This is a genomic window from Arthrobacter sp. TmtSoilC77, from assembly GCF_059739415.1.
This window is the reverse complement of sequence record NZ_AP046050.1, coordinates 354,388-377,312: the sequence shown is the minus strand read 5'-3', so window position 1 is coordinate 377,312 and position 22,925 is coordinate 354,388. Positions and strand designations below refer to the sequence as shown.

Below are 22,925 nucleotides of genomic sequence, written 5' to 3'. Positions count from 1 at the left end.
ACCCTTTTGACAGTGCCCTGATGCATGCTGTGATCCACAACACGAAATGCTCCACTGAGTATTACTGCAGATTCATCAGGCCTCAATGACCAAACCGGCACTAAGTGTGTGCAGAATTGCAGATATGAACCCCAATCCGGATGATCTCCTCATCCTCCTCGCCGTATCACGCTCAGGAAAATTCACGACGGCGGCACAGGCCCTGGGCTTGAACCACACCACCGTTTCGCGCAGGATAGCGGCCCTTGAGAAGGCCCTGGGCGGCCGCGTCCTCGCGCGCGCCGCTGGTGGCTGGGAAGTGACGGAGTTGGGGGCAGAGGCGGTACTGGTCGCCGAACGCATTGAAACTGCGGTGGGCGCGCTGGGACCCAGCGACGGCGCACCCGACCCCATTACCGGCGTCGTACGCATGACCGCAACCGATGGTTTCAGCGCCTACATCGCCGCCCCGGCAGTAGCCCGCCTTCGGCGCGACCACCCGGGGCTCAGCGTTGAGATCGTCACCGTCACCCGCAGGGCGCTTCAGCAACGCTCCGGCCTGGACATCGAGGTGGTGGTGGGGACGCCACAGGTCCACCGGGCAGAAGCAATAAGGCTCGGCGAGTATCGCCTGGGAATGTACGCCTCCCGCACATACTTGGCGGCCAACGGCACACCCCGGAGCATCGAGGAACTCACTCAGCATCAGCTGGTCTACTTCGTGGACTCCATGCTCCAAGTGGACGATCTGGACGCACCAAGAAGACTCGTGCCGTCCATGCGCGATGGGCTGAGCTCCACCAACGTGTTCGTGCATGTGGAGGCGACGAGAGCCGGCGCGGGCGTGGGCTTCCTGCCTTGCTTCATGGCCGATCGCCACCCGGATTTGGTGCGGCTCCTGCCGTCTGACTTCGCGGAGCTGCTCCCCTACTGGATGGTCCTCCGCCCGGACTCCATGCGCCGCCCTGCAGTGGCCGCCGTCGTCCAGGTCCTGCGCGAGGAGACGGAGCGCCGCCGGGAGGAGCTACTCGGGTGAAGCTGCCGGCGGGTCATGCCGAACCGGCGTCCCGGCGGCGAAGGCCCGCACTTGGGCGTCGTTCCAGATGTGTGCAGGGACGGCCCCGCCCAAGAGCTTGCGGGCAAGGGTTGGGTCGTCGCCGAATGGCACGTGGCTGCCGGCCATGATCATGTTCCCGTAGCGGCGACCCTTGAGCATGGCGGGGTCGGCGATGATCATGGTGTGCTCAAAAGTGTCGGCGATGGTGGCAGCATCAGCGCGTGCATTCTTCAGATCCGGGGCGTCGCCCGAATTGACCACGTACAAGCCATCGGGGGCCAGGACGGCGTCGGCGTGGGCGTTGAATTCGCGGGTGGTGAGGGCGCGTGGCGTGAAAGCTCCGGCGAAGACGTCCCTGATGATGAGGTCCCGCGTATCGGGGGTCAGGGACTCGGTCACTTCACGCGCTTCACCGACGCGGATCCGGAGCAAGGGCGCCTTGGGGAGTTCGAACCAGCCACGGACGTAGTCGGCGAGCTTTGCATCGAGCTCCACCACCACTTGCCGCGCATCCGGGTACGCCGCGTTGAAGTATCGGGCCATGGAGCAGGCTCCCCCGCCCAGGTGCAGGGCCCGCAGCTTTGGCTTTGTCTCCCGCGGCCACCTCGATTCCACCAGGGCAGCAATCCAGCGCATGTATTCGAAGTCAAGGAACAGTGGATCGGCGAGGTCAATGTGCGAGCTCAGCACGCCGTTGATCTTCAGGAGCCAGCCGTTGTTGTTGTCGGGATCGGGAAGCAGTTCGCAGTCGCCGGTGTCGATGTAATAGACGCCTGCTACCGGACCGTCAGGACGGATGCCGCCAGGCAGCTCAATGACTCCCGCCGTCGACCTTCCCGCCCGGCCGGACTTGCTTGCCTTGCTGGATTTACCGGATTTCGCCACTAAAACCGCCCTGCCTGAGTCATGGATCCAGCCTAGTGGAGTCGCGCATCATCCCGTTCCCATCGAAGCATTTAATAAGGATGCTTACCACTTAGCGTCAATGGGCCATAAGATCTCTTCATGGAAGCTTTGGGATCGGTTTGGGTGGAGGTGTTTACGGTCGCGTTCGCCTGGCTGACCGTGGTCTGCCTACTGATTGCCCGGGTGCCCAAACCGCCCAGCCTCCTGGAGGAACCGCCCGAGGACGACCACCCCGGCACCGTGCAACCCGCACCCGGCACACGCCAAGGACGGCTACGGCATCTCCTGCCCAGGCCACGGGCAGCCAGGCGCCCCAGGCCGCGCCATCATGAACACGCCTGAAGGCAAGAAGTCCCCACCTTAAAGCCCGACGGCGGGACGCACCATCCGATGTTCCGGCAGTAAGTACCACGAGGGATCGCACAGCTGCCGCTTGCCATCGGGCACGAAGCCGTTGCGACGGTAGAAGGCCTGGGCCCGCGGATTATCATCGAGGACCCACAGATAGGCCGGACTATCACCCAAGATCTCGTCCACCAGCGCCTGGCCTACGCCGCGGCCTTGGACCCGCTGCAGTGTGTACAGCATGAACAGCTCCACGTCACAGGGGCTATCCTCATCCCTGCCCGGTCCTGAAGCCGCGATTCCTACCAATTCACCATTGGGGTCATGGGCCAGCATTCGCGGATGGCCTGCCGCGATCAAGGCCCTGTACCGCTCGATCCTCTCTGGCAGGACAGCTTCCTGCTTCGCGAAGAATTCCGGCGGCAGCAAATGCCCATAGCTCTCCCGCCAAGACTGGACATGCATGATGGTCATGGCTTCGGCGTCCTCAACAGTTGCCGGGCGCAGCGTGAAATCCATCGGCTACCGCACCCTGGCGATGGCGAAACCGTCCCAGCCCTTGCTGCCCACAGTCTGGATGGCCGTGGAATCAAGACGTGGGTCCTGGCCAAGCATTTCCAAGGCCTTGACGATTCCCGGCGCGTTCACCTCGTCCCGCGCAGGCTCCAGGATGGAGCCGTCCCAGATGACGTTGTCGATCACGATTACCGTGCCGGGGTGGCCAAGACGGATGGCCCAGTCAAGATATTTGGGGTCGTTCTCCTTGTCCGCGTCGATGAACACAAAATCGAACGATTCCTCGCCCACCAACGTGGGCAGCGTGTCCAACGCGGCACCTACCCTGATGTCCACCTTGTGCCCCACCCCGGCCGCGTCCACGTTCGCCCGTGCGACGTCAGCATGCTTTTGGAGGTACTCGCACGTCACCAGCCGGCCGCCGTCGGGAAGTCCTTGGGCCATCCAGATACTGCTGAAACCGGCCAACGTACCAATCTCCAGGACGTGCCTGGCTCCGGACACCTGCACGAGCATCTTGAGCAGCTTGCCGGCGTTCGGCGCCACTTCTATCTGTGGCATGCCCGCCTCGACTGCAGATGCCAGGGCGCGCTTGTGGGCAGGATCAGGACGCACGACGACGTCAGTCAGGTAATGCTCGACGTCAATCCAACCGGGTTCAGCCACGTGTTCAATCATGGCCCCCAGTCTTGCACTGGTCACTGACAGGGGAAAGAGCTAATCCGTGGTGGAAATAGCCTCTTCCAGACGCTCTACCTTGCCGGTCAGTTCACCGCTGTAACCGGGCCGGATGTCCGCTTTGATCACCAAGGAGACGCGGCTGCCAAAGCGGCCCACGGCCTCCGTCGCCCGCTTAACGACGTCAAAGACCTCGTCCCATTCGCCTTCGATGGTGGTGAACATGGAGTCCGTCTGGTTCGGCAATCCGGACTCGCGGACGATCTTGACCGCGGCGGCCACGGCATCGTGCACGGAGGCGTCGGGGGTGGGTCCGCCGTTGGTGGCGGAAGCGGGCTGGCCTGAAGGGGCGACTGAGAATGCAAGCAACATGAAATCCAGTGTTTCACGTACTGGTTTGTCACATAACGGCCTACTCCCGCGTAACAAAGGCTCAACCCCTGTCCGTTGCTACCCTGACAAGCATGGAACAGCCCTCTGAACGCAAGCCCCTCAGGGCCGACGCTGCACGAAATGTGGACAAAATCATCACCGCAGCCCGGCAGTGCTTCCGGGAACACGGCCCCGAAGTTCCCCTGCAGACCATCGCCGCCACGGCAGGAGTAGGTCCGGCTACGCTGTTCCGCAACTTCTCCGATAAAGAACAATTGGTACTTGCGGCCCTGTCCCGCCAACTTCGCCAGCATGTAGATCCCGTTGCGGATGCGTCCCTCGAAGGCATGGACGCCGCCGAGGGTCTCATCAACGTCATCGATGCCGTCATGGGAGTGGCGAGCGAAGACGCCAACCTGCTCGACGCCGTCGCGGGCCGACGCGGACTCCTCATGGGCATTACCGGCGGCCTTATCGGCTCCATGGCCACGCTCCTGGAGCGCGGTCAGGGTCAGGGTTCGCTGCGCCGCGATATCACCATCGAGGACATGGTCCGGCTCCTTGCCATGTTGATCGGTGCCGTAGACACCATGGAACCCGGATCCGAAGCCTGGAAGCGTCCTGTGGCGCTCATTGAAGACGCTATCCGGACAGAACGTCCCTCCCGCCCGCTCCCGGAACAATCACCCATCCCGGGCGTTACGCTCACCGACGACGTCTAGCGGCTAGCCCCAGCCGAGCAACCTCAGGAGTGCTGCTGCGGCAGCACCCGAGATGACCACCACCAGGAACGGCGCGCGAAGCCAAAGAGCGACGGCGGCTGCCGCCAGTGCGCCAATGCGTGCGTCCAAAACGAGCCCCTGTCCTGAAGCGAGGGCGTTGACCACTGTCAGGGACGCCAGCAGCCCAATGGTCATGGTGCCTGCGATATGCATAATCCTCGGGCTCTGCAGCAGCTTGGCCGGGACAAAATAGCCCACCAGCTTGGTCAGGTACGCAAGCGCACAGGCGATGAGGATCCAGAGCCAGAGGTTCATTCGTTCCCCCTGCCGGCGGTGTGGTTATCTCCGTGCCCCTGCTTGCTCGCGTACGGGTCGAGGTCAGGCTCAAGTCCTTCATCCATCCGTGCGTGGCTGAACCAACCGATCACGCCGGCCACCAGCGCAGCCACCAAAATGGGAACTCCCGAGGGAACAAACGGCACGGCGAGAATCGTCGCAAGTGCACACGCCGCGGCGATGGCCCACGGTTCGCGTCCCTTAAGCCGCGGCCACAGCAATGCCAGGAACGCAGCAACCGCGGCGCCGTCCAAGCCCCACTGTTTGGGATCGCCCATGGCGTCGCCGGCCAGCGCACCAATGGCAGTAAAGATATTCCAGAGAATGAATATTCCGATGCCGGCTGTCCAAAAACCGCGGCGTTGCTCGTCGAGGTCCGACTGGCCGGACGCCGTCGCTGTTGACTCGTCAATCGTCACGTGGGCTGAGATGTATCGCCGCCATCCATGTGGACGCAGCATGGCATTGATCTGCATGCCATATATTCCGTTACGCAGTCCGAGCAAAGCGCTGGCCGTCATGGCTGCCACCCCGGATCCCCCACCCGCCACTACGCCGATGAACGCGAACTGGGAACCTCCACTGAACAGCAAAAGACTCAGCACCATTGTTTGCCAGAAATCGAAACCTGACGCCACGGAAAGCGCACCAAAGGACACGCCATAGAGGCCTGTGGCAATGCTCAGCGACAGGGCAATCTTGAAAGCTGGCGAGTCCTTGAGTTTCAAGGGAACTGCCGGACCTCCACTCACTTCCGCAGGCTCCAGGACCACAGGATGAGCGGAACCTGAAGAGGCAATCTCAGCGTGTGGATGCGTCGCTGGCTGGGCGTGCCGTTGGGACCATATGCACGGCGGAGGGCATCTATATGCCCTGCAAGGAATATGGTAAACATGGCTGTTGTGGCGTCCGCAGCCACTTTGCGGGTGGCTGGGATGAAAAGCCCGACGGCGGCAGTCGCCTCGAGCAGGCCGCTGGAAGCGACCCATTCCTCACGGGACATAAGAGCCAGTGGGCCATTCGGCTGGCTCCCCGGCTCGTCCCTCCTGCACAAGTAATCCGGTACAACGGGGTAATAGAACCCCGGGGTGCGGAAATGCTTCATGGCACTGGCCAGGAGGAGTGCGCCCAGACCAATGGCAGAAGTGGTTTGGGTGGCACGGGCTGACCAGCGAAATGACATGAGACCACTCAATCACAAGCGCGGTGGGGCCCAAAGTTCGGTGTTATCTGCTTGGGACCTGAAGCTGGGCCAAGACCTGCGCGGGTTTGTTCGTGGTGATCTCATGGATGCCCAGCCCCTGGCACAGAGCTACGTCCTTCTCCGAGTCCACGGTCCAGACCCTGAATACCCTGCCGGATTCCAGCCAGCGTTGGACGTTGCGGGCGTGTTCCCGCACGTAGTCGATGCCTGGTCCGGCAATTCCTACCTCGCCGTGATCCAGGATGCGTTCAGCCTCCAACTGGGTTGCCTTCATGACGTTGGCCACCGCACCTGCCGTGATCGGACCCAGGCCCAGCTCTTGCCGAAGCTCCTGCACCGAAAAGTTGTCCACCAACTGGCAAATGTACTGGGCTGGGACCTTCTTCAGCAGGTGTTGGATCGAATCGGAATCGAAGCTCATGAAAGAGACCTGAATGTTCTCAAGCCGGGACTCGCCGGGTATCCATCCCTCACTGAGCAGCACGTCAAGAACCCTGTCCTCAAGGTTGAGCTGGTAGGGGCTGGGGTGCTTGAGCTCGATCGCCAAACCGATCTCGCGCCCCGCGCCACGCAGAATGTCCAGCAGTTCCGGCAAGGTAAGGAATTGATCAGCAATCCCGCCGTAGGCATCCGGTATCCGGGCGCCCTTCCAGGAGGAGAAGTCCAAGGCCCGGAGTTCCTCAAGGGTCTTCTCCGAGACCGGGCCGGTGCCGGTGGAAGTGCGGTCCAGGTTGGCATCATGCAGAAGGACCACGTGCTGGTCCCGGGTCAAGTGGACGTCGCACTCAACGCCATCAGCTCCGTCAGCAATCGCCTTGAGGTAGGCCGCACGGGTGTGTTCCGCGAACGCAGCACTGGCGCCGCGGTGTGCGTAGACCTTGGGCCGGCGAGGGGCCAAATCGTCGCTAGTCATGCAGCCACGGTAGCCCACGCGGCTGCACGCACGGGGCTACGCTGGGCTAATGCAGGTGAACTCTGAACAAATCCCGGCCGAAGACCTCACCAACCAAGCCCAGCCAGCCCAAGCGACAGCTTCCGGAGCCACTCAACGGGGGTCCGCCGTCGTCGGCCGCTCCGCGGGTGACGAGGAAAAGGCAGCGGCTCTGCGCCGCATGAAACGGCTGGCCCTGGCGCTGTTGATAGGCATGGCCATTGTGTTCATGCTGGCGTTCGCTTTCCAGAAGCAGTACCCGTGGCTTGAGTATGTCAGGGCTGCGGCCGAGGGTGGCATGGTCGGCGCTTTGGCTGACTGGTTCGCGGTCACGGCCCTGTTCAAGTACCCCATGGGCTTGAAGATCCCGCATACAGCCATCATTCCCCGCCGGAAGGACCAGATAGGCGAATCGCTGAGTGAGTTCGTGGAGAGCAACTTCCTGTCACAGGAAGTTGTGCAGGACAAGTTGGCGAGCATAGACATTGCCCGCAAGGCGGGCCGTTGGCTATCCGGGCCGGGAGGCGCCGAACGTGTGGCCAAGGAAGGCGGCGCGATGATCCGCGGCGCGTTCACCGTGCTGAACGACGACGACGTGCAAGCAGTTATTGAGGGCATGGTCCGCAAGCACCTGCTCACCCCGCCGTGGGGACCGCCCGTGGGCCGGATGGCGGAACGGATCTTCGCTGACGGGCATCACCACAAGCTGGTGGACCTGCTGGTTGACCGTGCCGCGGATTGGATGGATGCCAACCATGCAACGGTCAACAGGCTGGTTTCGGACCGCTCGCCGGTGTGGGTGCCGACGTTCGTGGATGGGCTGGTGAGCGACAAGGTATACGTCGAACTCCTGAAGTTCGTACGCGCGGTGCAAAATGACCAGAACCATCAAGTGCGCAAATCGATCGACGCATACCTGACGGACCTGGCGCAGGACCTGCAGCATGATCCTGCCATGATCGAGCGCGCCGAGACCATCAAGGCCCAGATCCTAGGTGATCCTGAAGTCCGGGAATTGGCCTCGCGCACCTGGGGAACAGTCAAGAATGCGCTGCTCACCGCCGTCGACGATCCCGACAGCGAACTCAGCCAGCGGTTCAAGAGCGCCGTCCGGGACTTCGGTTCGCGGCTGGTCAACGACGACGAACTCGCCGGCAAAATCAACGCCTGGATTGGCGACGCTGCGGGCTACCTCGTCAACACCTACCGATCGGACATCGCAGGCGTCATCTCGGACACCGTTGCCCGATGGGATGCCCAGGAAACGTCCCAGAAGATTGAGCTGCAAGTTGGCAAGGACCTCCAGTACATCCGGATCAACGGAACCGTTGTGGGTGCCCTGGCCGGGCTCGCGATCTTCACGGTGGCGCACCTGCTGTTCGGCTAAGGCCGTCAGTGGCGGACGCGGCGGCCGGACCGTGCAGCGAAGTCGTCCAGCGCTGCGATGATGTCACGTGCCAGCCATACGCTGACCCCACGCACTTTCCCGGCGGCCGACCAGGTCTTCCATGGCTGCCATAACACGACCGTGATGGGGCGGCACGAACTCCGCTGAGTGGGGTGAGTTGCCCCGGATCCAGACTTGGCTGGCCCGGTATCACCCCAGCAAATGAACCATCTGTCCCGGCCGCGCTTGGCCCAGCAGGTCCAGGTCTTCGTCGCGAACAACTGCGATCACGGGGGACTTGCTCGTCGGCGGGTGGCCGGCGAGCGCAATGACGGGAAAGCCCGACGGCGGCAACAGGACCGAGCCTGAAAGCAACGGTTGTGTCTGGGGTGCTGGAGTCGTGGCCGGCCCAGTGGCGCCCGCCACCGCCGTCGCACCGGCGGGCTCGAGTGGGCGCCCCACCAACCGGGCACCTACCCGGTCCGATTCCGGCGAGAGGATCCATGGTTCGCTGGTCAACCGAAGCCAGGTATCGGCGTCGTAATTTTGGGCTTGCGGGCCCCGCTCCACTCGGGCCACCACCGGACGTTCGGGGTCCAGGGCCCGACGCGGGGCGTGGTTCTCCGTCGAAATATTATGGCCGTGGGCGCGCCCGAAAGTCAGGGTCCCGCCGGCGCGAAGGGGTTCCGCCTGGGGTTCGATGCCACCCTGAACGGCCAGGTAGTACCGGATCCCGAACAGCGCCGGCCCAAACTCCAATACCGCCCCCGGGCTGACGCGGACAGCCTTGTTGAACGGCAGCTCGGAGCCGTTGAGCTTGACCACGCCTTCCGCGCCCGTGACGGCCAAGGCCGAGGCCGTGACGAACCGGAGCCGGAGACCACCCAAAAGTATCTCCAGGCCGCCCGCAGAGTCAGGGTTGCCCAGCATTGCGTTGGCAAGGTGCAGGGAGGCGCGGTCCAGGGCCTGGTCAGGTGCAAGGGCCAGGGTCAAGGGGCCCGGATCAACAGCAACGGCACCCATTAAAACCTCCTCAAGTACCTCGTCTTCAAGGTGCGTTCCAGGACAAACTAGGCGAACGCATCAATTTCCACCCCTGCTTCCTCCAAGCCTGCCCGAACGGCGGCGGCCATGTTCACAGCTCCAGGAGTATCGCCATGGATGCAGAGGGAATCGGCGCTCACCGGGACAATGGTTCCGTCCACGGCCACCACTTCTTTACGCGTCGCCAGCCGAACGGCCTGGGCGACTACCGCTGCGGGGTCGTGCAGCACTGCGCCTTCCTCGGATCGCGGGACCAGTGTGCCGTCAGGAAGGTACGCCCTGTCCACGAATGCTTCCCGGAAGACCGGGTGTCCGGATTCCTCGGCCAGCTTCAGCCAGGCCGAGCCCGGCAATCCCAGCACCGGCAGCCCGGGATCGTAGGCGTGGACTGCGGCCACCACGGCCTCAGCTTGGTCGGGATCGTGGACGATCCTGTTGTACAGCGCGCCGTGCGGTTTGACGTAATCCACGGAAGCCCCCACGGCGTGGGCCATGCCGTCCAGGGCGCCGAGTTGGTAGAGGACATCGCCGAACAGTTCGTCGAAGGTCATGTCCAGCGAGCGCCGTCCAAAGCCGGCCAGGTCCCGGTACCCCACATGCGCGCCGACGCGAACGTCCAGTTCGAAAGCGGCACGGCAGCTGTCCAGCATGGTCAGTGGGTCTCCGGCGTGGAAACCGCAGGCCACGTTGGCGCTGCTCACGATGCGGAACATCGAGGCGTCGTCGCCCATGGTCCAGGAGCCGAACGACTCCCCCAGATCAGCGTTGAGGTCCACTGTTACCGCCTTCCAGCGTCAGATTGTTGTTGGTCTCGTTGGTGGGTGCGCCTGCCAGCAGTTCGCCGGGGATCGTATCGGGCAGCGGACCAAAGGCTTCCTTGGCAGTTGCGACGACGGCGCGGCCCATCATCAGGTTGCCGGCACCACCCACCACGGCACCCACGCCAAACGGCAGGGCTCGTCCCAGGAACGCGGAGCCTTGGCGCTTCAGGAGGTTCTTCAGGAACGCGCGCTGGATGGCATCGCGAATGACGCCGAAGCCACTGCCGGGAATCTTCTTGGTGAGTGTCGTGCCCCAGGCATTGGTCACGCCCTTGCCTCGTCCAAGGGACTGGCCGCTGAGGGCACCCAGCAGAGACGTGCCTTCCTCGCCGAGCATGATGGCCATGACCATCGTTCTTGCCCGTTCGGGGTCCGTCAGCCGGATGCCGTGGAGCTCCGCCAGTGTTGATGCATAGAGCGCCGTCGTCTCCAGAAACCCGACGGTGGCAAGGGCAGAGAGTCCCAGCGAAGCTGCGGTTCCGATACCGGGAACGACGGCGGTGGCCCCCACGGCAGCTCCCCCGCCGGTGATGGCGGCCAAGTAGTCGCGCTCCAGTTTCGCGGCAAGCTGCGCGGGCGACGCCTTTGGATGCCTGCGCTGCATCCTGCGCAGGTTAGCCAGGACTAGTGGCCGCTGGATTTCGACGGCGCGCAGCAAGACATTGTGCACACCCGGCTTGGTGTTGCCTTGGGCGTCGAATACTGCGTTATGGGCTGTCTCTTGGGCGATTTTCACCGCCGGGTTGGGGCGCTTGGGCATCTTCACCTCTGCATGGCAGTTAGTCGTTTCGCGGAGAACTACTGCGTTCAGCCTATGCCACCCGTAGCTTCGTATGGCCCGTTGAGAGGCCTGTTCTGCGCGTTTCCGGGCGAGGATTCAGCGCAGAGCGGACCTCTCAAGAGAGCCGGGCCGGCGTAGACTTGAGTGCACTCACGGAAGCAGTCCAAGCACGGACAGGGAGTATCCGTAATGAACGCAAACGACAAGACACAGCACATCATCCGGCACCACACCGATGCTCCTGCAGAGGGAGAGACGGAAGGCTGGGTTTCGCACGATACCGGCATCCACAGCCAGGATGCTGCCGAGGGGCCCGATTTCGACGACGACGCCCCGCCGGCGGGCGCTTCATAACTCCGGCTCCTCCCGCACTTACCGCTGGTCGCCTTCAGGGGCGGCCAGCCCTTGGCGTGCGCTAGTCATGAACCCACCGAGCCGGCCGCGGGCTATTTTGGGGCGGGCCCGGTGGTGTTGCGGATAACGAGGTGCGGTGTCCGCACAAGGTGCGCAGGCGGCGTCGAGCCTTCCAGCCGATCGATGGCACGGTCGACGGCGGCCCGCGCCAGGAGCGGGGCGTCCTGGCTCACGGAGGACAACTGGACGTAGCTAAGGCGGGCGAACTGGCTATCGTCGTAACCGAGGACGGACACATCCTCAGGGACGCTGAGCCCAGCTGCCCGGAAGCTTTCCCAGATGCCCAGTGCGCAGCGATCGTTGAAGGCAAGGACGGCGGTGGGCAGGTCCTCCAGAAGCTCCCGACCAGCCCGGAGGCCGTCTTCTTCGGTGGCGCCACCGGGAATCACCCGGGATTCCAGCCCCCGGCCAGCCATCTCTGCCCGGAATGCGTCGCGGCGTTGCGGACTCGAAACAGCGTCCCCACCGTCTACGTGGGCAATTCTCTGATGCCCCAGCGAGGTGAGATATTCCACTGCGATGCGGATACCGGCGTCGTCATCGCTGCTGACCGAGTCCAGGGATTCGCCGACGTCGTCGCGGAGCAGGCTGACCACAGGGAGCCTTGCGGCATATCCGGCCAGCTCGTCCTCCCCCAGCGCTGGAGAAATCATGATCAGGGCTTCACAACCCAGATCCAGGAGAGACTCGACGGCACGCGATTCCGGCCGGCCGTTGGCCACTGCGCTTAGCGCGATATCGTAGCCGCGCACAGTTGCTCCGGCGTAAGCGGCATCGACGATTTCGGCGTGGAACGGGTGCGACGTGGAAAAGCTGACACCCAGCAACCTCGTTCGGCTGCTGCGGAGAAGACGCGCACGGCTATCGGGACGGTAGCCGAGTTCCTTGGCAGCTTGCTGGACTTTAAGCCGCGTGGCTTCAGAGGCTCCAGGAGCGTCCCGCATCACGATGGAAACGAGCGCACGGGAAACCCCTGCCGCTTCAGCGACGTCCATCAGTGTGGGACGCTTTCCCATCGTGGCCCTCCTTCGCCCGCAGCCAGTCTATAGAACGATCTAAGACACAAACGGCGCAAACGAATCCTGCCCCCGGACATGCGGCCGGTCGCGACTCAGACGACCGACCGCACTAGCCCGGTATCGCAGTGACGGCGCCCCGGGTGGGCCCCAGAACCCACCACATCCATCACTGCCAACTCAGCGTTGTCCGCGGACATGCGCCGAAAAGGGCAACGGCACATTACGCGGCACAACGACTTGGGCACTGGATATGTGCTTTGGCCTGCGGAAACGTGACGCGGGGTTTTGGAATAATCTTCAGCGTTCCCCGATCGGCGTCCTCCGGGCAACATTCGCCCGCCGTATTCCGGCGAGCGCTCTGGCTGTTTTCCACAAGACCTGTTTAATGACCCCATGAGCACAGTGGATCCCGTCGCCCTCCGGAAACTGCGCGCCAACAAGCGCCCCGGCCCGCTTGCCGTGGTGCTGACGCTTGCCTTCCAGTTCGTCGCTGGGTTGGCGGCCGGCTTTGGCTGGCCCCACATCACAGCCATCGAGTCGGAGGAGCCTCCCGGCCTGGCACTGGCCGCCATCATCTCCAGCATCCCCCTGATTGTCCTGAGCTCCATCGCCTGGACAGCCATCGTGATGAAGCACCGCAAACTTGGGCTCACTTTGGGCGGAGCGCTGATGTGGCTTGGTGCGGCAACCGGTGTGGCGGTGGCCGCGGTCGGTCTCGAATACCCTGCCATCCTGACGTGGATAGGCGTGGGCTGCCTCGTCGTGTCACTGTTTCTTGTGCTCCTTGGGGTGATGGCAGCGCAGAAAAGGCGGCTTGTTGCCGAACGTGAGGCCGGTGTGATGAGCACAGGCATCATGACGTCCGCGAGAGTCAGCGACAAAGGCTATGTGGCATTCCGCGACAGCGCCCGGATCCTCGCCACGGTGACCTTTACCTTTCACGACTCAAGTGGCGTCCAACGATGGGTGCAGCGTCCCCTCTTGATCAATGCCGCCGATCCCGTGATTGATGGTCAGGAGACCACGCTCTGGTACGACCCCTTGGACCCCGGCAATGACAAGAAGATTGTGGTGAAACTGGCCCAGGACATGCCCCTGCGGGCTTCGTGATCCTGCAGCCCTGAACGTGTTGCCGCAACGGCGACATTTTTCTTCTCCTAAGCGCACTTAAAAAGTGTTCGAACGAGCAACCGATGCGCGTCAGGAGCCACACATGAACACCCTCAACCAGGTATCGGCAATAGCGGCCGTCCTACCGCTTGCGGATACCACCGACATCCACCTCCTGTTCATGGCCGGCCTGGTTTTCCTCACTGTCATTGTTGGCGTTGGCAGCGTCCTGCTGCTCCTTTTGCTGACCCCGCTCATCAGGCTGGCCTTCGGGCGTCATCTTCCCCATGCACGTGCCCGGCGGAACGATGCCATCCAACCAGGCACAAGAGGCATCTAGAACGATCTAGACGGCAGCGTCCCGAACATGCAACCATTGGTTCACTAGAACGATCTAGACGCGTGAATCGAGGAACAATAATGACGTACCTTCAGCACCCGGTCATCGAGGACCGGCCTGTCCGCATCGCTGTAATCGGCGCCGGCTGGATCGGCAAATTCCATGCCGAATCCATTGCCCGGAGGATTCCCAACACCCGGTTGGAAGCCATTGCTGATCCGGTCCTGCCAGCCCTGGAAGCGTTGGCAAGCCGCCTCGGCGTCACCAAAATCAGCACCGATGTTGCCGACGTCCTCGCCGATCCCGATGTGGACGCCGTACTTATCGCCACTCCCCTGCGGTTCCATTCCGAGCTGATATCCGCTGCCGCCAAAGCCGGCAAGGACGTGTTCTGCGAGAAGCCTGGCGGACGGACCATCGCCGAACTCGACTCCGCCATTGAAGCGGCGGCAAGTGCCGGCGTCGTGCTCCGTTTCGGTTTCAACCGCCGCTACTCCACGGATTTCGCCGCCGCCCGGAAGCTGATCGACGACGGTGCCGTCGGAGTCCCGCAGCTGCTCCGCTCCCTCACCCGCGATCCCGGCACCGAAGCCGGCATCAGCAACCCGGAGAGGATCGCCCCCGGCACCATCTTCCTGGAAACCCTGATCCACGATTTCGACACCCTGAACTGGCTGAATCCGGGCGCCGTCCCCGTGAAAGTCCATGCAGTCGCAGATGCTTTGATTGCTCCCGAGGCCAAGGCCGGCGGCCTCCTGGACACTGCGGTTGTCACTGTCACGTACAGCAACGGCGCCATCGCTGTAGCCGAAGCCAACTTCAACGCCCTGTACGGTTACGACGTCCGCGGCGAAGTGTTCGGCTCTGCCGGCATGGTCACCGCAGGCAGCCCACAGGCCACCAACACCACCAGCTACACAACCGCCGGCATCGGCTCGGACACCACCCGCCTGAACATCGATCTCTTCCACGATGCATATACGGCAGAGCTGGCCCACTTCGCGGACGACGTCGCCGCACGCCGCGGGCGAGCAAGTGAACGCACGACGCCGGCAAACCCGCCCGCCGCTGCAGCTGCCCCCGGGGGCGTGGATGCGCGCAACGCCCTCGCGGTCGCCCTGGCCGCTTTCACGTCAGCCCGGACGGGGCTTCCCGTTGACGTTTCATCGATTGCGGACCTTCGTCCAGCCGAAACGCATCCGACAGGACAGCTTAAGGCGGCAGCACAGCTTCAGGCCGTAGGGCACGGAGCATGAGCTTCCGACTGGCGGTCTGCGCCGAGATGGTCTACGGCGAGCTGCCATTAATCGATCGGGTACGCCGCATTCACGATCAAGGTTTCGAGGTGGAGCTTTGGGACACCCGTGGCCGGGACATCCCGGCCCTCGCAGCAACCGGCGCCACGTTCTCCTCCATGAGCGGCTACTTCGGCGGCAGCGTCATTGATCCTGCCACTGCGCATGAAGTCCTGGCCTCCGCAGAGAAGCTGATCCCCACGGCACTGGAGCTGGGCGTCGAACGCATGGTGGTTCACCCTGGCGAACTCGGTGAAGGCGGACGGGCTGTCCGCCCGCTCCAGCGGTCAACCGGTGAGATGTGGCTGACCGGCCTGCGAACCGTGGAACAGCTGGCTGGACTGGGCCAAAAGCACGGCATCGTGTTTGCCTTGGAAAACCTGAACACCATCCTGGACCACCCCGGCATTCCGCTGGCACGCGCCAAGGACACACACGCCTTGGTCAAGGCCGTCAACCATCCCAACGTGAAGATGATGCTGGACCTTTACCACGCACAGATCGGTGAAGGGAACCTTATTGAGCTGGTGCGCTCAGCCCAGCCCTTTACGGGTGAGATCCAGGTTGCCGACGTGCCGGGCCGTTTCGAACCAGGGACCGGCGAGATCAACTACCCGTCCATCGCCAAAGCACTCCGCGACGCCGGGTACACGGGTGTGATTGGCATGGAGGCCAATGCAATCGGCGGCCAGGGCATCCAGGCGGGCGACGCAGCGTTGGCAGCCTTCCGCGCCGCGTTCTCTCCCAACTGAGTCGCAGCTGAGCGCGTTTAGACGGCTCTAAACGCGCTCTAATGCGACTCAGATGGGTAGTGCTCCCGCAGCAGCACCCCGGCATTGGCGGCGACGATCAGCCCGATTCCCACCCACTGCCCCGCGGCCAGGTCCTGGTGCAGGATCACGGCGCCGATGACCGCCGCAAACACAGGGTTGATGCTCATGAGCACACCGAACATGTTCGCGGGGACCCGCCTAAGCGCGATCAGATCAGCCACGTAAGGCAGCACGGATGCGAAGATTCCCGCCGCCACGGCGCAGAGAACGGCCAGGCCGTCCAGTGGTTGACTGATGAAAACCACGACGGCGACAGGCAGGAACAGCGTCGCCGACACTCCTGTTGCGGCTGCTGTGCCCTGGATGCCCTGCACTCTTTGGCCGACAGTCCGGTTCAGGAGGATGTAGGCGGCCCAGCTGCAAGCGGCGATGAGCCCCAAGCCGATCCCTACGACGTCCATGGATGCCTCGGGCCGGGTGATGGCCAGGACGCCGAATGCAGCGACCACAGCGCAGACCGCACTGCTCTTTCGTCGCGAGCTGATCAAGGCCACAGCCAGGGGCCCAAGGAACTCGAGGGTGACGGCAAGTCCAAGGCCGATCCGTTGGATGGACGCATACAGGCCGAGATTCATGGTGCCGAACGAGACTGCGAGCAGAAGGACGGGCCACCATTGCCGCCAACTCAATTCCCTTAACCGCGGCCTGACGATAGGCAAGAGAACTGCAGCCGCCACGAGCTGGCGCACCGCCACCACACCTACAGGTCCCATGACCGGAAAGGCGAATGATGCCGTTGCGGCGCCAAGTTGGTTGGAAAGTGCGCTGGCCAGTAGCGTCGCCGCACCCCCGGCCTTCCGGGACGGCTTTACTCCAATTGCCCTCGTATCGATCATGGTGAAATTCTGCGCTCGGGCAACGTATCCGCTAAATGCATGGACGATGCTATTTATGCGGTGGGCGCATGAATAGGATGGGGCCATGGACGTCGAGGTGAGGCAATTGCGGTGCCTTCTGGCTGTAGTCGAGGAGGGTACGTTCACAGACGCAGCTATTGAACTGGGAATGTCCCAAGCTGCCGTTTCACGCAACATCTCCGGGCTCGAACAAGTTCTCGGGGTACGGCTGCTGGAACGGACCACCCGCAGCGTCGGCTTAACCCCGTCCGGCGAGCGCGTCGTGGCCAAGGCGCGGCGGATCCTCTCACTTCTGGGCGACCTCGAAAGGGAGGCCCGGTCCGGTACTGGAAAGGTCCGGATCGGCTACGCGTGGTCCGCTTTAGGCGCGCACACCATGGAGTTCCAGCGCCGATGGGCGGTCGTAATACCTGGTGTGGAGCTGCAGCTCCTGCACTCCAATTCCCCTACCGGCGGCCTGGCAGATGGAACCACCGACTTCGCTATCCTTCGACGCCTTCCGGATGCGGCCGGCGTCGAACATGTCCGGATTGGTGAGGAGAAGCGGTACTGTGCCATGTCCTCGGACGATCCGCTGGCCTCACGGCGTTCTGTGACCCTGGCGCAGGTAGCCCAGCGACCCGTGGCCATGGACTTGCGGACCGGAAGCACAACGCTTGAGCTATGGCCGAAGGAGGCGCGGCCGGACATCGTGCCCATTAATGATGTGGACGATTGGCTGACGACGATCGGCAGCGGGGCGGCGCGCGGGATGACTGCCGAGTCCACGGCCCACCAGTATCGACGTCGGGGCATCATCTATCGGCCGGTCCGTGACGTTGCGCCCGTGCCCGTGTACCTCGCGTGGTCCACGAAGGATCCACCTCAGGAGCGCGAACGGATTGTGGAACTGCTGACGGGGCTGTACGCGTGATGAGTGTTAGCTCGCCGCGCGCATCTTTTTAAGGTGGAGCCCCCGGCAGGGAATCGCTGCGGACACCAGATCCCGGCTGTGCTCGTGCTGGGGCTCGGCGAAGAACTTGTGGGTGTCGGTAAGTTCCACCAGGCGGCCCTGGAAGAGCACGGCCACGCGTTGGCACATGTGCCGCACGACGTCCATGTCGTGGGTGATGATCATCAATGACAATCCACGGTCCCGGTGCAGGCGTTGCAGCAGGTCAAGAATGGTCCGCTGGGTTAGTGCGTCCAGCGCCGAGGTGGCTTCGTCGCAGATGAGAATCTCGGGTTCCAACAGGAGCGCCCGGGCAATCGTGACGCGCTGCAGTTGCCCACCGGAGCATTGTCCAGGGCGCCTGTCCAGTAGGCACGGTTCCAGTTCCACTTCCTTCATGGCGTCGTGAAGGCGCTGTGACCGCTCGGCGGAGGAGAGACCGATGTTGCGGCGGAGGGGAGCCTCAAGGCTGGCGCGGAGCGTCATTCGGGGGTCGAAGGAATCGTGGGGTTCCTGGAAAACCAGCTGCACGGCGGTTGGCGGACTGGCCTCGCCTGCCGCCAGGGTACGGGTGATGCTGCCGCCGCTGATCCCTTCCAGCCCGACGATTGCCCTTGCGAGGGTGCTTTTCCCGGACCCGGATTGGCCGAGCACACCTAGGATCTCGCCCCGTTTGAGGTCGAGCGAAACGGAGTTCAAAGCTGGGCGGTCCATGTTGCCGCGGCCGAAGCGCTTCCGGGCCCCGAAGCGTTTGACGACGTTCGTCAGGGTCAGCACGCTACGGCCCTCCGGGGTGACGTCCGTGATGCTGGTGGGCAACAGGTTTGATGCGTCCAGGAGCTTCCGTGTGTAGGTAGTTTTGGGGCTGCCTAGAACTGCTTCCGTGGTGCCGGATTCCACGATCTTCCCGGCGTCCATCACCAGAACCCGGTCCGCAAAGGCTGCCACGGAAGCCAGGTTGTGCGTGATGTAGAGAATGCCGAGCCCACGCTGCCTGCGCTCACGGTCCAGCAATTCCAGGATCTGGCTTTCCAGCACCTTGTCCAGGGCGGAGGTGGGCTCGTCTGCCAGCAGGATTTCGGGTTGGCCGGCCAACGCCATCGCGGTCATTGCCCGTTGTGCCATCCCACCGGACAGCTGGTGCGGGTAGGCCCGCGCGCCCCATTCCGGATCTTCGAAACCCACTTCGGCGAGCAGCTCAAGTACCTTCCGGTCCGCCGGTTTGCCACCCAGGCCACCGTGAAGTTTCAGCGGTTCCTTGAGGTGCTTACGGATGGTCTTGTTCGGGTTGAACATCCTCTTGGGCTGCTGGAACAGCATGCCCAGCCGGCCCCCACGGATACGGTTTAGCTCTGCTTCAGGCGCCTGCGTTACATCCAGCGGGCCCAGCCGGATGGAGCCCGATTCAATCCGCAGCGGCTCCGGCAGCAACTGCAGGACGGACTTGGCGGTCATCGTCTTTCCCGAGCCCGAGCCTCCCACCAGGGCAACAAACTCGCCCGGCCGGACCGTCAGGCTGACGCCGGACAGGATTGGTGGCCCTGGCAGGACATGAGGCTGTGCGGCCGCGCTGCGGACGGTCAGGTCCTCGATGATGAGATCAGGCATGCTGGCCCTCCACTACAAGGACATCCACGGGATCCGCTGCCCGGCGGGAGGCCCGTTGGCCGATCAGGGTGACGCAGAGAGCCACCAGGAAGATGGCAAGTCCGGGGGCGATGATCCCCCACGGAGCACGTTCAGCGTACGGTTGGGCCGCTGCCACCATGGAGCCCCAGTCGGATTGCGGCGGTTGGACGCCCAGCCCAAGGTAGGACAGCGCTCCGACGCTGATCAGGAGCTGCCCGAACCGCAGCGTCGCCTGTCCCAGCATCGGCGCTGCCAGGTGCGGAAGGATGTGGCGGAAAATAATGAACGACGGCGAACAGCCCACCACGCGCGCCGCTTCAACGAATCCGCGTGCAGAGACGTCATAGGCAAGCGTTCGCGCAAGCCGGGCGAACGGCGTCCACCCCGTAACCGTGAGGGCCACCAGCAACGATGAGAATCCGGTACCCATCGCAGCCACGATAAACAGTGCCACCACCATCTCCGGCAAGGCGAGCAGTACATCATTCGTGCGCGTAAAGAACTCGTCCAGCCAGCCTTTGCGGCGCGCACTCAGCACGCCGATCACCAGGCCGACGAGTCCAGTCAGCACCGTGGCCAGTGCCGCCACCACCAAGGAGAAGCGGCCGCCGTCGAGCAATCTGCTGAGGGTGTCCCGCCCAAGGTGGTCCGTTCCCAGCCAATGAGTGGCGCTGGGCGATGCAAGGCGCGCGGCAAGGTCCTGGTCGTCCGGCGGGAACGGCGTCAGCCAGGGCGCGGCCGCTACAGCGGCCACCACCACGGCGAGACCGACGACGGCGGCCTTGTCTACCGCTGAGAGCTTACGCAAGGGCGCCACTCACCTTAGGGCTGAGGATCCGATGGAGGAAGTCCGCGAGGGTGGTGATTGCTACGGCCAATGCAACGACCACGACAACACCGCCCTGCGCCAGGGGAATGTCGCTGTTCACCACGGCGTCGTACAGGAGCCGTCCCATGCCCGGAATCGCGAAAATGACCTCCACAATGACCGAACCTCCCAGGAGACCGGCAAACCATACGGCGAAAAGAGTGGACAACGGGACCAACCCGTTGGGAATGACGTGCCGCATGACGGTCTGGGCGTGACTGAGACCGCGGGCCCTGGCGGCTTGTATGTGCTCTGCTTCCAAAGCATCGATCATGCCGGAGCGCACCGCTGAGGTGAAGAAGCTGATGGGTCGCAGGGCCAGGGTTACCGCCGGCAGGACTATGGAGGATGTGGTGTTCCAGCCAGCTGACGGCAGCAAGGACAGTTTGAGGGCGAATACCAGGACCAGGAGCGGCGCCAGCCAGTATTCGGGCATGGCGATGAAGGACTGGGTAATGGTGGTGATCAGTTTGTCGGCCTTGCCACCTTGTTTCAGTCCTGCGACGATCCCCAACGGCAGCGAAACCATGACCGCTATGCCCAGTGCCACGATCACCAGGCTGAGGGTGATGCCGAGAGCGGGCATTACCTGGTCAACAACGGGCGTCCGGCTGATGTGCGATAGCCCCATGTCGCCGCTGAAGAAATCTCCGAGCCAGCGGAAGTACTGGACAGGGAGTGGATCGTGGAGGCCCAGGCTTTGGCCGAGGGCCTGGACGGTGGAATCGTCCACAACATCCCCGGCCACCCGTGAGCGGATGATCTTGCGGACAGGATCGCCCGGGGTGACGTAGGGGATGAGGAAAACAGCGAAAGACGACAGCAGGACGGCGGCCACGAGGGTCGCCGTCCGCTTCGCAAGGAACATGATCATGCGGGGTTGGTTCGTTGGTCCCGGCTCGCTGCTAGGAGCCGGACTTTGCGGTCTGGGCTGTCAGGACGTAACGGGACAGCGGGTCCTGAACGTAGGAGAGGACGTTGCTGCGGATGGCGTCAGTTGCTTGTTCGTTCACCAGCCAGAGGTTCACGGCCTGGTCATCCAGGATCTGGCCGGCCTTGGCATACAGCTTGTAGCGTTCCTCGGTGTTGGACGTCCGGGCCGCTTCGGCAATGGTGGAGTCGTACTCCTCGTTGCAGAAGTGGCTGAGGTTGTAGCTGCCCTTGCACGTGTAATCCGCGGTGAGGAAGCCGATCGGATCTGCGATATCTATCAGCCTGTTCCGTTGGCTGAGGATCATGTCATAGTTGCCGGCCAGAACATCAGGCTCAGCGGAGGCGTATTCCTTGGCCTGGATAGTGACGGGGACACCAATGCTCTTCAGGTTGTCCTGAATCACGGTGGCGACGTCGGCGAATTCCGACCGTTCGACGATGGCAATGATCTCCAAGGGCCTGTCCGCGCTGTATCCAGCATCGGCGAGGAGCTTCTTTGCTTCCTCAATGTTCTGCTTCGGCGCGCTTGCTTTGCCTGTTGCCCACGGTTCGGAGGGTGCGAATGGTCCCGCTGCCGGGAGGGCTGCGCCCTCGTAGACGCTGGCCGCCAGGGCATCAAGATCCAGTGCAGACCGCAGGGCCTTGCGGAAGTCGACGTTGTTGAAGGGAACACGTCCGTTGTTCATGTAGAGCGTCGCCGTGCGGGGCGAGTTGGCTTTGAGAACAGAAACCTCGGGCGCGTTCTTAAGCGTGGAGAGGCCCGAGGCAGGGATGGAAAGGGAGATGTCGGCTTCCCCGGTTTGGACCTGGGCTGCGCGGGTTGCGCCGTTGGTGATGAAGCGGACTTCGGCTCCAGCGAGTTGCACCTCGCCGCCCCAGTAGTTCTTGTTGCGGTCCAGCGTCAGGGACTGCTTGGCCTTCTCGGACACGGGAACGAACGGCCCGGTGCAGTGACCGAAGGGGTCCACGGTTGCGCCCTGGTAAGCGGCCGGCGACAGGATGCCGGTGTTGACGCTGGCAAGCCGGTACGGCACCAGCGGGCTCTCCGCAGGAGTTGTCACACGAACTGTCTTGGCATCCATGGCCTGGACACCGCTGACAATGCCCGGGTTGAATGCCCGGGCAGGGACCTTGGCCTTGAGAACGGCGTTAAGGGCCGCAGCCACCGACTCGGCAGTGAGGTCGGTTCCGTCCTGGAACTTGACGCCCTGGCGAAGGGTGAAGTCCCACTCAAGGGGTGAGACCTGCTTCCATTCGGTTGCAAGGAACGGAACCACCTTGCCCTCGGCGGAGTCGTACTTGGTCAGCGTCTCCAGGCACCCGGACAGCGACAGGATGTACGCGGAGTCGGATTCCAGCGCCCAGTTGGCAACGGGTGCACGGAAGTTGTCCACCACAATGCGCTGGTTGGTATCCGCGACCTTCCCGGCGGTACCCGTCTGGGCCCCGCTCAGGCCACAACCCGTTAGGGCAAGGAGGGCCGCAAGACCAAGGGCTGCGAATGGGCTGAGTTTGCGCAATGGAACCGCCTGATAAGTGTGCCCGGGGAAGCACAGAGGAAATTGAAGACTATTTAGGTTAGCCTTACCTCTTTATTTCCGCGAAATGGCGTTCTCG

At 63.3% G+C, this 22,925-nt stretch carries 27 protein-coding genes; 10 read left to right on the top strand and 17 right to left on the bottom strand.

What is annotated here, in order from left to right:
* Window positions 1-124 precede the first annotated feature (124 nt).
* Window positions 125-1,015, top strand: coding sequence for a LysR family transcriptional regulator (locus AC6I99_RS01860; protein ID WP_497959977.1), 891 nt, complete (start codon window positions 125-127; stop codon window positions 1,013-1,015).
* Here AC6I99_RS01860 and AC6I99_RS01855 read toward each other — a convergent pair.
* On the bottom strand, window positions 1,004-1,921 hold the full coding sequence (locus tag AC6I99_RS01855) for a spermidine synthase (protein WP_497959975.1): 918 nt from the start codon (window positions 1,919-1,921) through the stop codon (window positions 1,004-1,006). The genes AC6I99_RS01860 and AC6I99_RS01855 overlap by 12 nt on opposite strands.
* 120 nt (window positions 1,922-2,041) lie before the next feature.
* Between AC6I99_RS01855 and AC6I99_RS01850 the strand changes: the two genes are divergently transcribed.
* Window positions 2,042-2,284 carry a hypothetical protein gene (locus AC6I99_RS01850; RefSeq protein ID WP_497959971.1) on the top strand — a complete coding sequence of 81 codons (243 nt, stop codon included), beginning with the start codon at window positions 2,042-2,044 and terminating at the stop codon, window positions 2,282-2,284.
* A gap of 18 nt (window positions 2,285-2,302) precedes the next feature.
* Here AC6I99_RS01850 and AC6I99_RS01845 read toward each other — a convergent pair whose 3' ends face one another.
* From AC6I99_RS01845 to AC6I99_RS01835, 3 genes are read right to left on the bottom strand one after another with little or no spacing between them, the layout of a single operon-like run.
* Entirely contained in the window at window positions 2,303-2,806 is a 504-nt protein-coding gene (locus AC6I99_RS01845; RefSeq protein WP_497959968.1) for a GNAT family N-acetyltransferase, read from the bottom strand.
* Between the two features lie 3 nt (window positions 2,807-2,809).
* Window positions 2,810-3,481, bottom strand: a complete 672-nt coding sequence (locus tag AC6I99_RS01840) for an O-methyltransferase (protein WP_497959965.1) — start codon at window positions 3,479-3,481, stop codon at window positions 2,810-2,812.
* Window positions 3,482-3,520: 39 nt separating this feature from the next.
* On the bottom strand, window positions 3,521-3,853 hold the full coding sequence (locus AC6I99_RS01835; protein WP_224094903.1) for a thiamine-binding protein: 333 nt from the start codon (window positions 3,851-3,853) through the stop codon (window positions 3,521-3,523).
* A gap of 92 nt (window positions 3,854-3,945) precedes the next feature.
* Here AC6I99_RS01835 and AC6I99_RS01830 point away from each other — a divergent pair, with 92 nt between their 5' ends.
* Complete coding sequence (locus AC6I99_RS01830; RefSeq protein WP_224094902.1) at window positions 3,946-4,575, top strand: TetR/AcrR family transcriptional regulator; 630 nt, start codon at window positions 3,946-3,948, stop codon at window positions 4,573-4,575.
* A 3-nt stretch (window positions 4,576-4,578) separates the two neighbouring features.
* Here AC6I99_RS01830 and AC6I99_RS01825 read toward each other — a convergent pair whose 3' ends face one another.
* The 4 genes from AC6I99_RS01825 to AC6I99_RS01810 are packed head-to-tail and all read right to left on the bottom strand — an operon-like array spanning window position 4,579 to window position 7,028.
* A complete protein-coding gene (locus AC6I99_RS01825; RefSeq protein ID WP_223947666.1) occupies window positions 4,579-4,890 on the bottom strand; it encodes an AzlD domain-containing protein in 312 nt (103 codons plus the stop codon).
* A complete protein-coding gene (locus AC6I99_RS01820; protein ID WP_497943757.1) occupies window positions 4,887-5,663 on the bottom strand; it encodes an AzlC family ABC transporter permease in 777 nt (258 codons plus the stop codon). Before AC6I99_RS01820 ends, AC6I99_RS01825 begins: the two co-directional genes overlap by 4 nt.
* Window positions 5,660-6,094 (bottom strand): DoxX family protein, encoded by a 435-nt coding sequence (locus AC6I99_RS01815; protein WP_497943758.1) that lies wholly within the window; start codon window positions 6,092-6,094, stop codon window positions 5,660-5,662. The genes AC6I99_RS01820 and AC6I99_RS01815 overlap by 4 nt, the downstream gene beginning before the upstream one ends.
* 43 nt (window positions 6,095-6,137) lie before the next feature.
* On the bottom strand, window positions 6,138-7,028 hold the full coding sequence (locus AC6I99_RS01810; RefSeq protein WP_224094897.1) for a glycerophosphodiester phosphodiesterase: 891 nt from the start codon (window positions 7,026-7,028) through the stop codon (window positions 6,138-6,140).
* Window positions 7,029-7,077: 49 nt separating this feature from the next.
* Here AC6I99_RS01810 and AC6I99_RS01805 point away from each other — a divergent pair, with 49 nt between their 5' ends.
* Window positions 7,078-8,433: a DUF445 domain-containing protein gene (locus AC6I99_RS01805; protein WP_497959962.1), complete on the top strand. Its 1,356-nt coding sequence runs from the start codon at window positions 7,078-7,080 to the stop codon at window positions 8,431-8,433.
* A 210-nt stretch (window positions 8,434-8,643) separates the two neighbouring features.
* Here AC6I99_RS01805 and AC6I99_RS01800 read toward each other — a convergent pair whose 3' ends face one another.
* Genes AC6I99_RS01800 through AC6I99_RS01790 form a run of 3 tightly spaced genes read right to left on the bottom strand, consistent with a single transcriptional unit; the run spans window position 8,644 to window position 11,058 of the window.
* Window positions 8,644-9,456 (bottom strand): 5-oxoprolinase subunit C family protein, encoded by an 813-nt coding sequence (locus AC6I99_RS01800; RefSeq protein ID WP_497943762.1) that lies wholly within the window; start codon window positions 9,454-9,456, stop codon window positions 8,644-8,646.
* Between the two features lie 47 nt (window positions 9,457-9,503).
* Window positions 9,504-10,253, bottom strand: coding sequence for a LamB/YcsF family protein (locus AC6I99_RS01795; RefSeq protein ID WP_224094888.1), 750 nt, complete (start codon window positions 10,251-10,253; stop codon window positions 9,504-9,506).
* Window positions 10,237-11,058, bottom strand: coding sequence for a hypothetical protein (locus tag AC6I99_RS01790; protein ID WP_224094886.1), 822 nt, complete (start codon window positions 11,056-11,058; stop codon window positions 10,237-10,239). The genes AC6I99_RS01795 and AC6I99_RS01790 overlap by 17 nt, the downstream gene beginning before the upstream one ends.
* A 210-nt stretch (window positions 11,059-11,268) precedes the next feature.
* Here AC6I99_RS01790 and AC6I99_RS01785 point away from each other — a divergent pair, with 210 nt between their 5' ends.
* Window positions 11,269-11,433, top strand: coding sequence for a hypothetical protein (locus tag AC6I99_RS01785; RefSeq protein ID WP_224094884.1), 165 nt, complete (start codon window positions 11,269-11,271; stop codon window positions 11,431-11,433).
* Between the two features lie 92 nt (window positions 11,434-11,525).
* On the opposite strand, the gene AC6I99_RS01780 is transcribed toward AC6I99_RS01785, so the two are convergent.
* On the bottom strand, window positions 11,526-12,509 hold the full coding sequence (locus AC6I99_RS01780) for a LacI family DNA-binding transcriptional regulator (protein WP_497959958.1): 984 nt from the start codon (window positions 12,507-12,509) through the stop codon (window positions 11,526-11,528).
* Window positions 12,510-12,905: 396 nt separating this feature from the next.
* On the opposite strand from AC6I99_RS01780, the gene AC6I99_RS01775 reads away from it, so the two are divergent.
* From AC6I99_RS01775 to AC6I99_RS01760, 4 genes are all read left to right on the top strand, one after another.
* The gene (locus AC6I99_RS01775; RefSeq protein ID WP_497943764.1) at window positions 12,906-13,622 is read left to right on the top strand and encodes a hypothetical protein; all 717 of its coding nucleotides are present in this window, start codon (window positions 12,906-12,908) and stop codon (window positions 13,620-13,622) included.
* A 103-nt stretch (window positions 13,623-13,725) separates the two neighbouring features.
* Window positions 13,726-13,962, top strand: a complete 237-nt coding sequence (locus AC6I99_RS01770; protein ID WP_497943765.1) for a hypothetical protein — start codon at window positions 13,726-13,728, stop codon at window positions 13,960-13,962.
* Window positions 13,963-14,042: 80 nt separating this feature from the next.
* Entirely contained in the window at window positions 14,043-15,218 is a 1,176-nt protein-coding gene (locus tag AC6I99_RS01765) for a Gfo/Idh/MocA family oxidoreductase (protein ID WP_497943766.1), read from the top strand.
* Window positions 15,215-16,009 carry a TIM barrel protein gene (locus AC6I99_RS01760; RefSeq protein ID WP_497943767.1) on the top strand — a complete coding sequence of 265 codons (795 nt, stop codon included), beginning with the start codon at window positions 15,215-15,217 and terminating at the stop codon, window positions 16,007-16,009. Before AC6I99_RS01765 ends, AC6I99_RS01760 begins: the two co-directional genes overlap by 4 nt.
* Window positions 16,010-16,047: 38 nt before the next feature.
* On the opposite strand, the gene AC6I99_RS01755 is transcribed toward AC6I99_RS01760, so the two are convergent.
* Window positions 16,048-16,926, bottom strand: coding sequence for an EamA family transporter (locus AC6I99_RS01755; RefSeq protein WP_497959956.1), 879 nt, complete (start codon window positions 16,924-16,926; stop codon window positions 16,048-16,050).
* Window positions 16,927-17,011: 85 nt separating this feature from the next.
* On the opposite strand from AC6I99_RS01755, the gene AC6I99_RS01750 reads away from it, so the two are divergent.
* Entirely contained in the window at window positions 17,012-17,860 is an 849-nt protein-coding gene (locus tag AC6I99_RS01750) for a LysR family transcriptional regulator (protein ID WP_497959953.1), read from the top strand.
* A gap of 6 nt (window positions 17,861-17,866) precedes the next feature.
* On the opposite strand, the gene AC6I99_RS01745 is transcribed toward AC6I99_RS01750, so the two are convergent.
* The 4 genes from AC6I99_RS01745 to AC6I99_RS01730 are packed head-to-tail and all read right to left on the bottom strand — an operon-like array spanning window position 17,867 to window position 22,828.
* Window positions 17,867-19,486: an ATP-binding cassette domain-containing protein gene (locus tag AC6I99_RS01745; RefSeq protein WP_497959950.1), complete on the bottom strand. Its 1,620-nt coding sequence runs from the start codon at window positions 19,484-19,486 to the stop codon at window positions 17,867-17,869.
* Window positions 19,479-20,324, bottom strand: a complete 846-nt coding sequence (locus AC6I99_RS01740; RefSeq protein WP_497959945.1) for an ABC transporter permease — start codon at window positions 20,322-20,324, stop codon at window positions 19,479-19,481. Before AC6I99_RS01740 ends, AC6I99_RS01745 begins: the two co-directional genes overlap by 8 nt.
* Entirely contained in the window at window positions 20,308-21,249 is a 942-nt protein-coding gene (locus AC6I99_RS01735) for an ABC transporter permease (protein WP_497959942.1), read from the bottom strand. Before AC6I99_RS01735 ends, AC6I99_RS01740 begins: the two co-directional genes overlap by 17 nt.
* A gap of 31 nt (window positions 21,250-21,280) precedes the next feature.
* Window positions 21,281-22,828 (bottom strand): ABC transporter substrate-binding protein, encoded by a 1,548-nt coding sequence (locus tag AC6I99_RS01730; RefSeq protein WP_497959939.1) that lies wholly within the window; start codon window positions 22,826-22,828, stop codon window positions 21,281-21,283.
* Window positions 22,829-22,925: the final 97 nt, after the last annotated feature.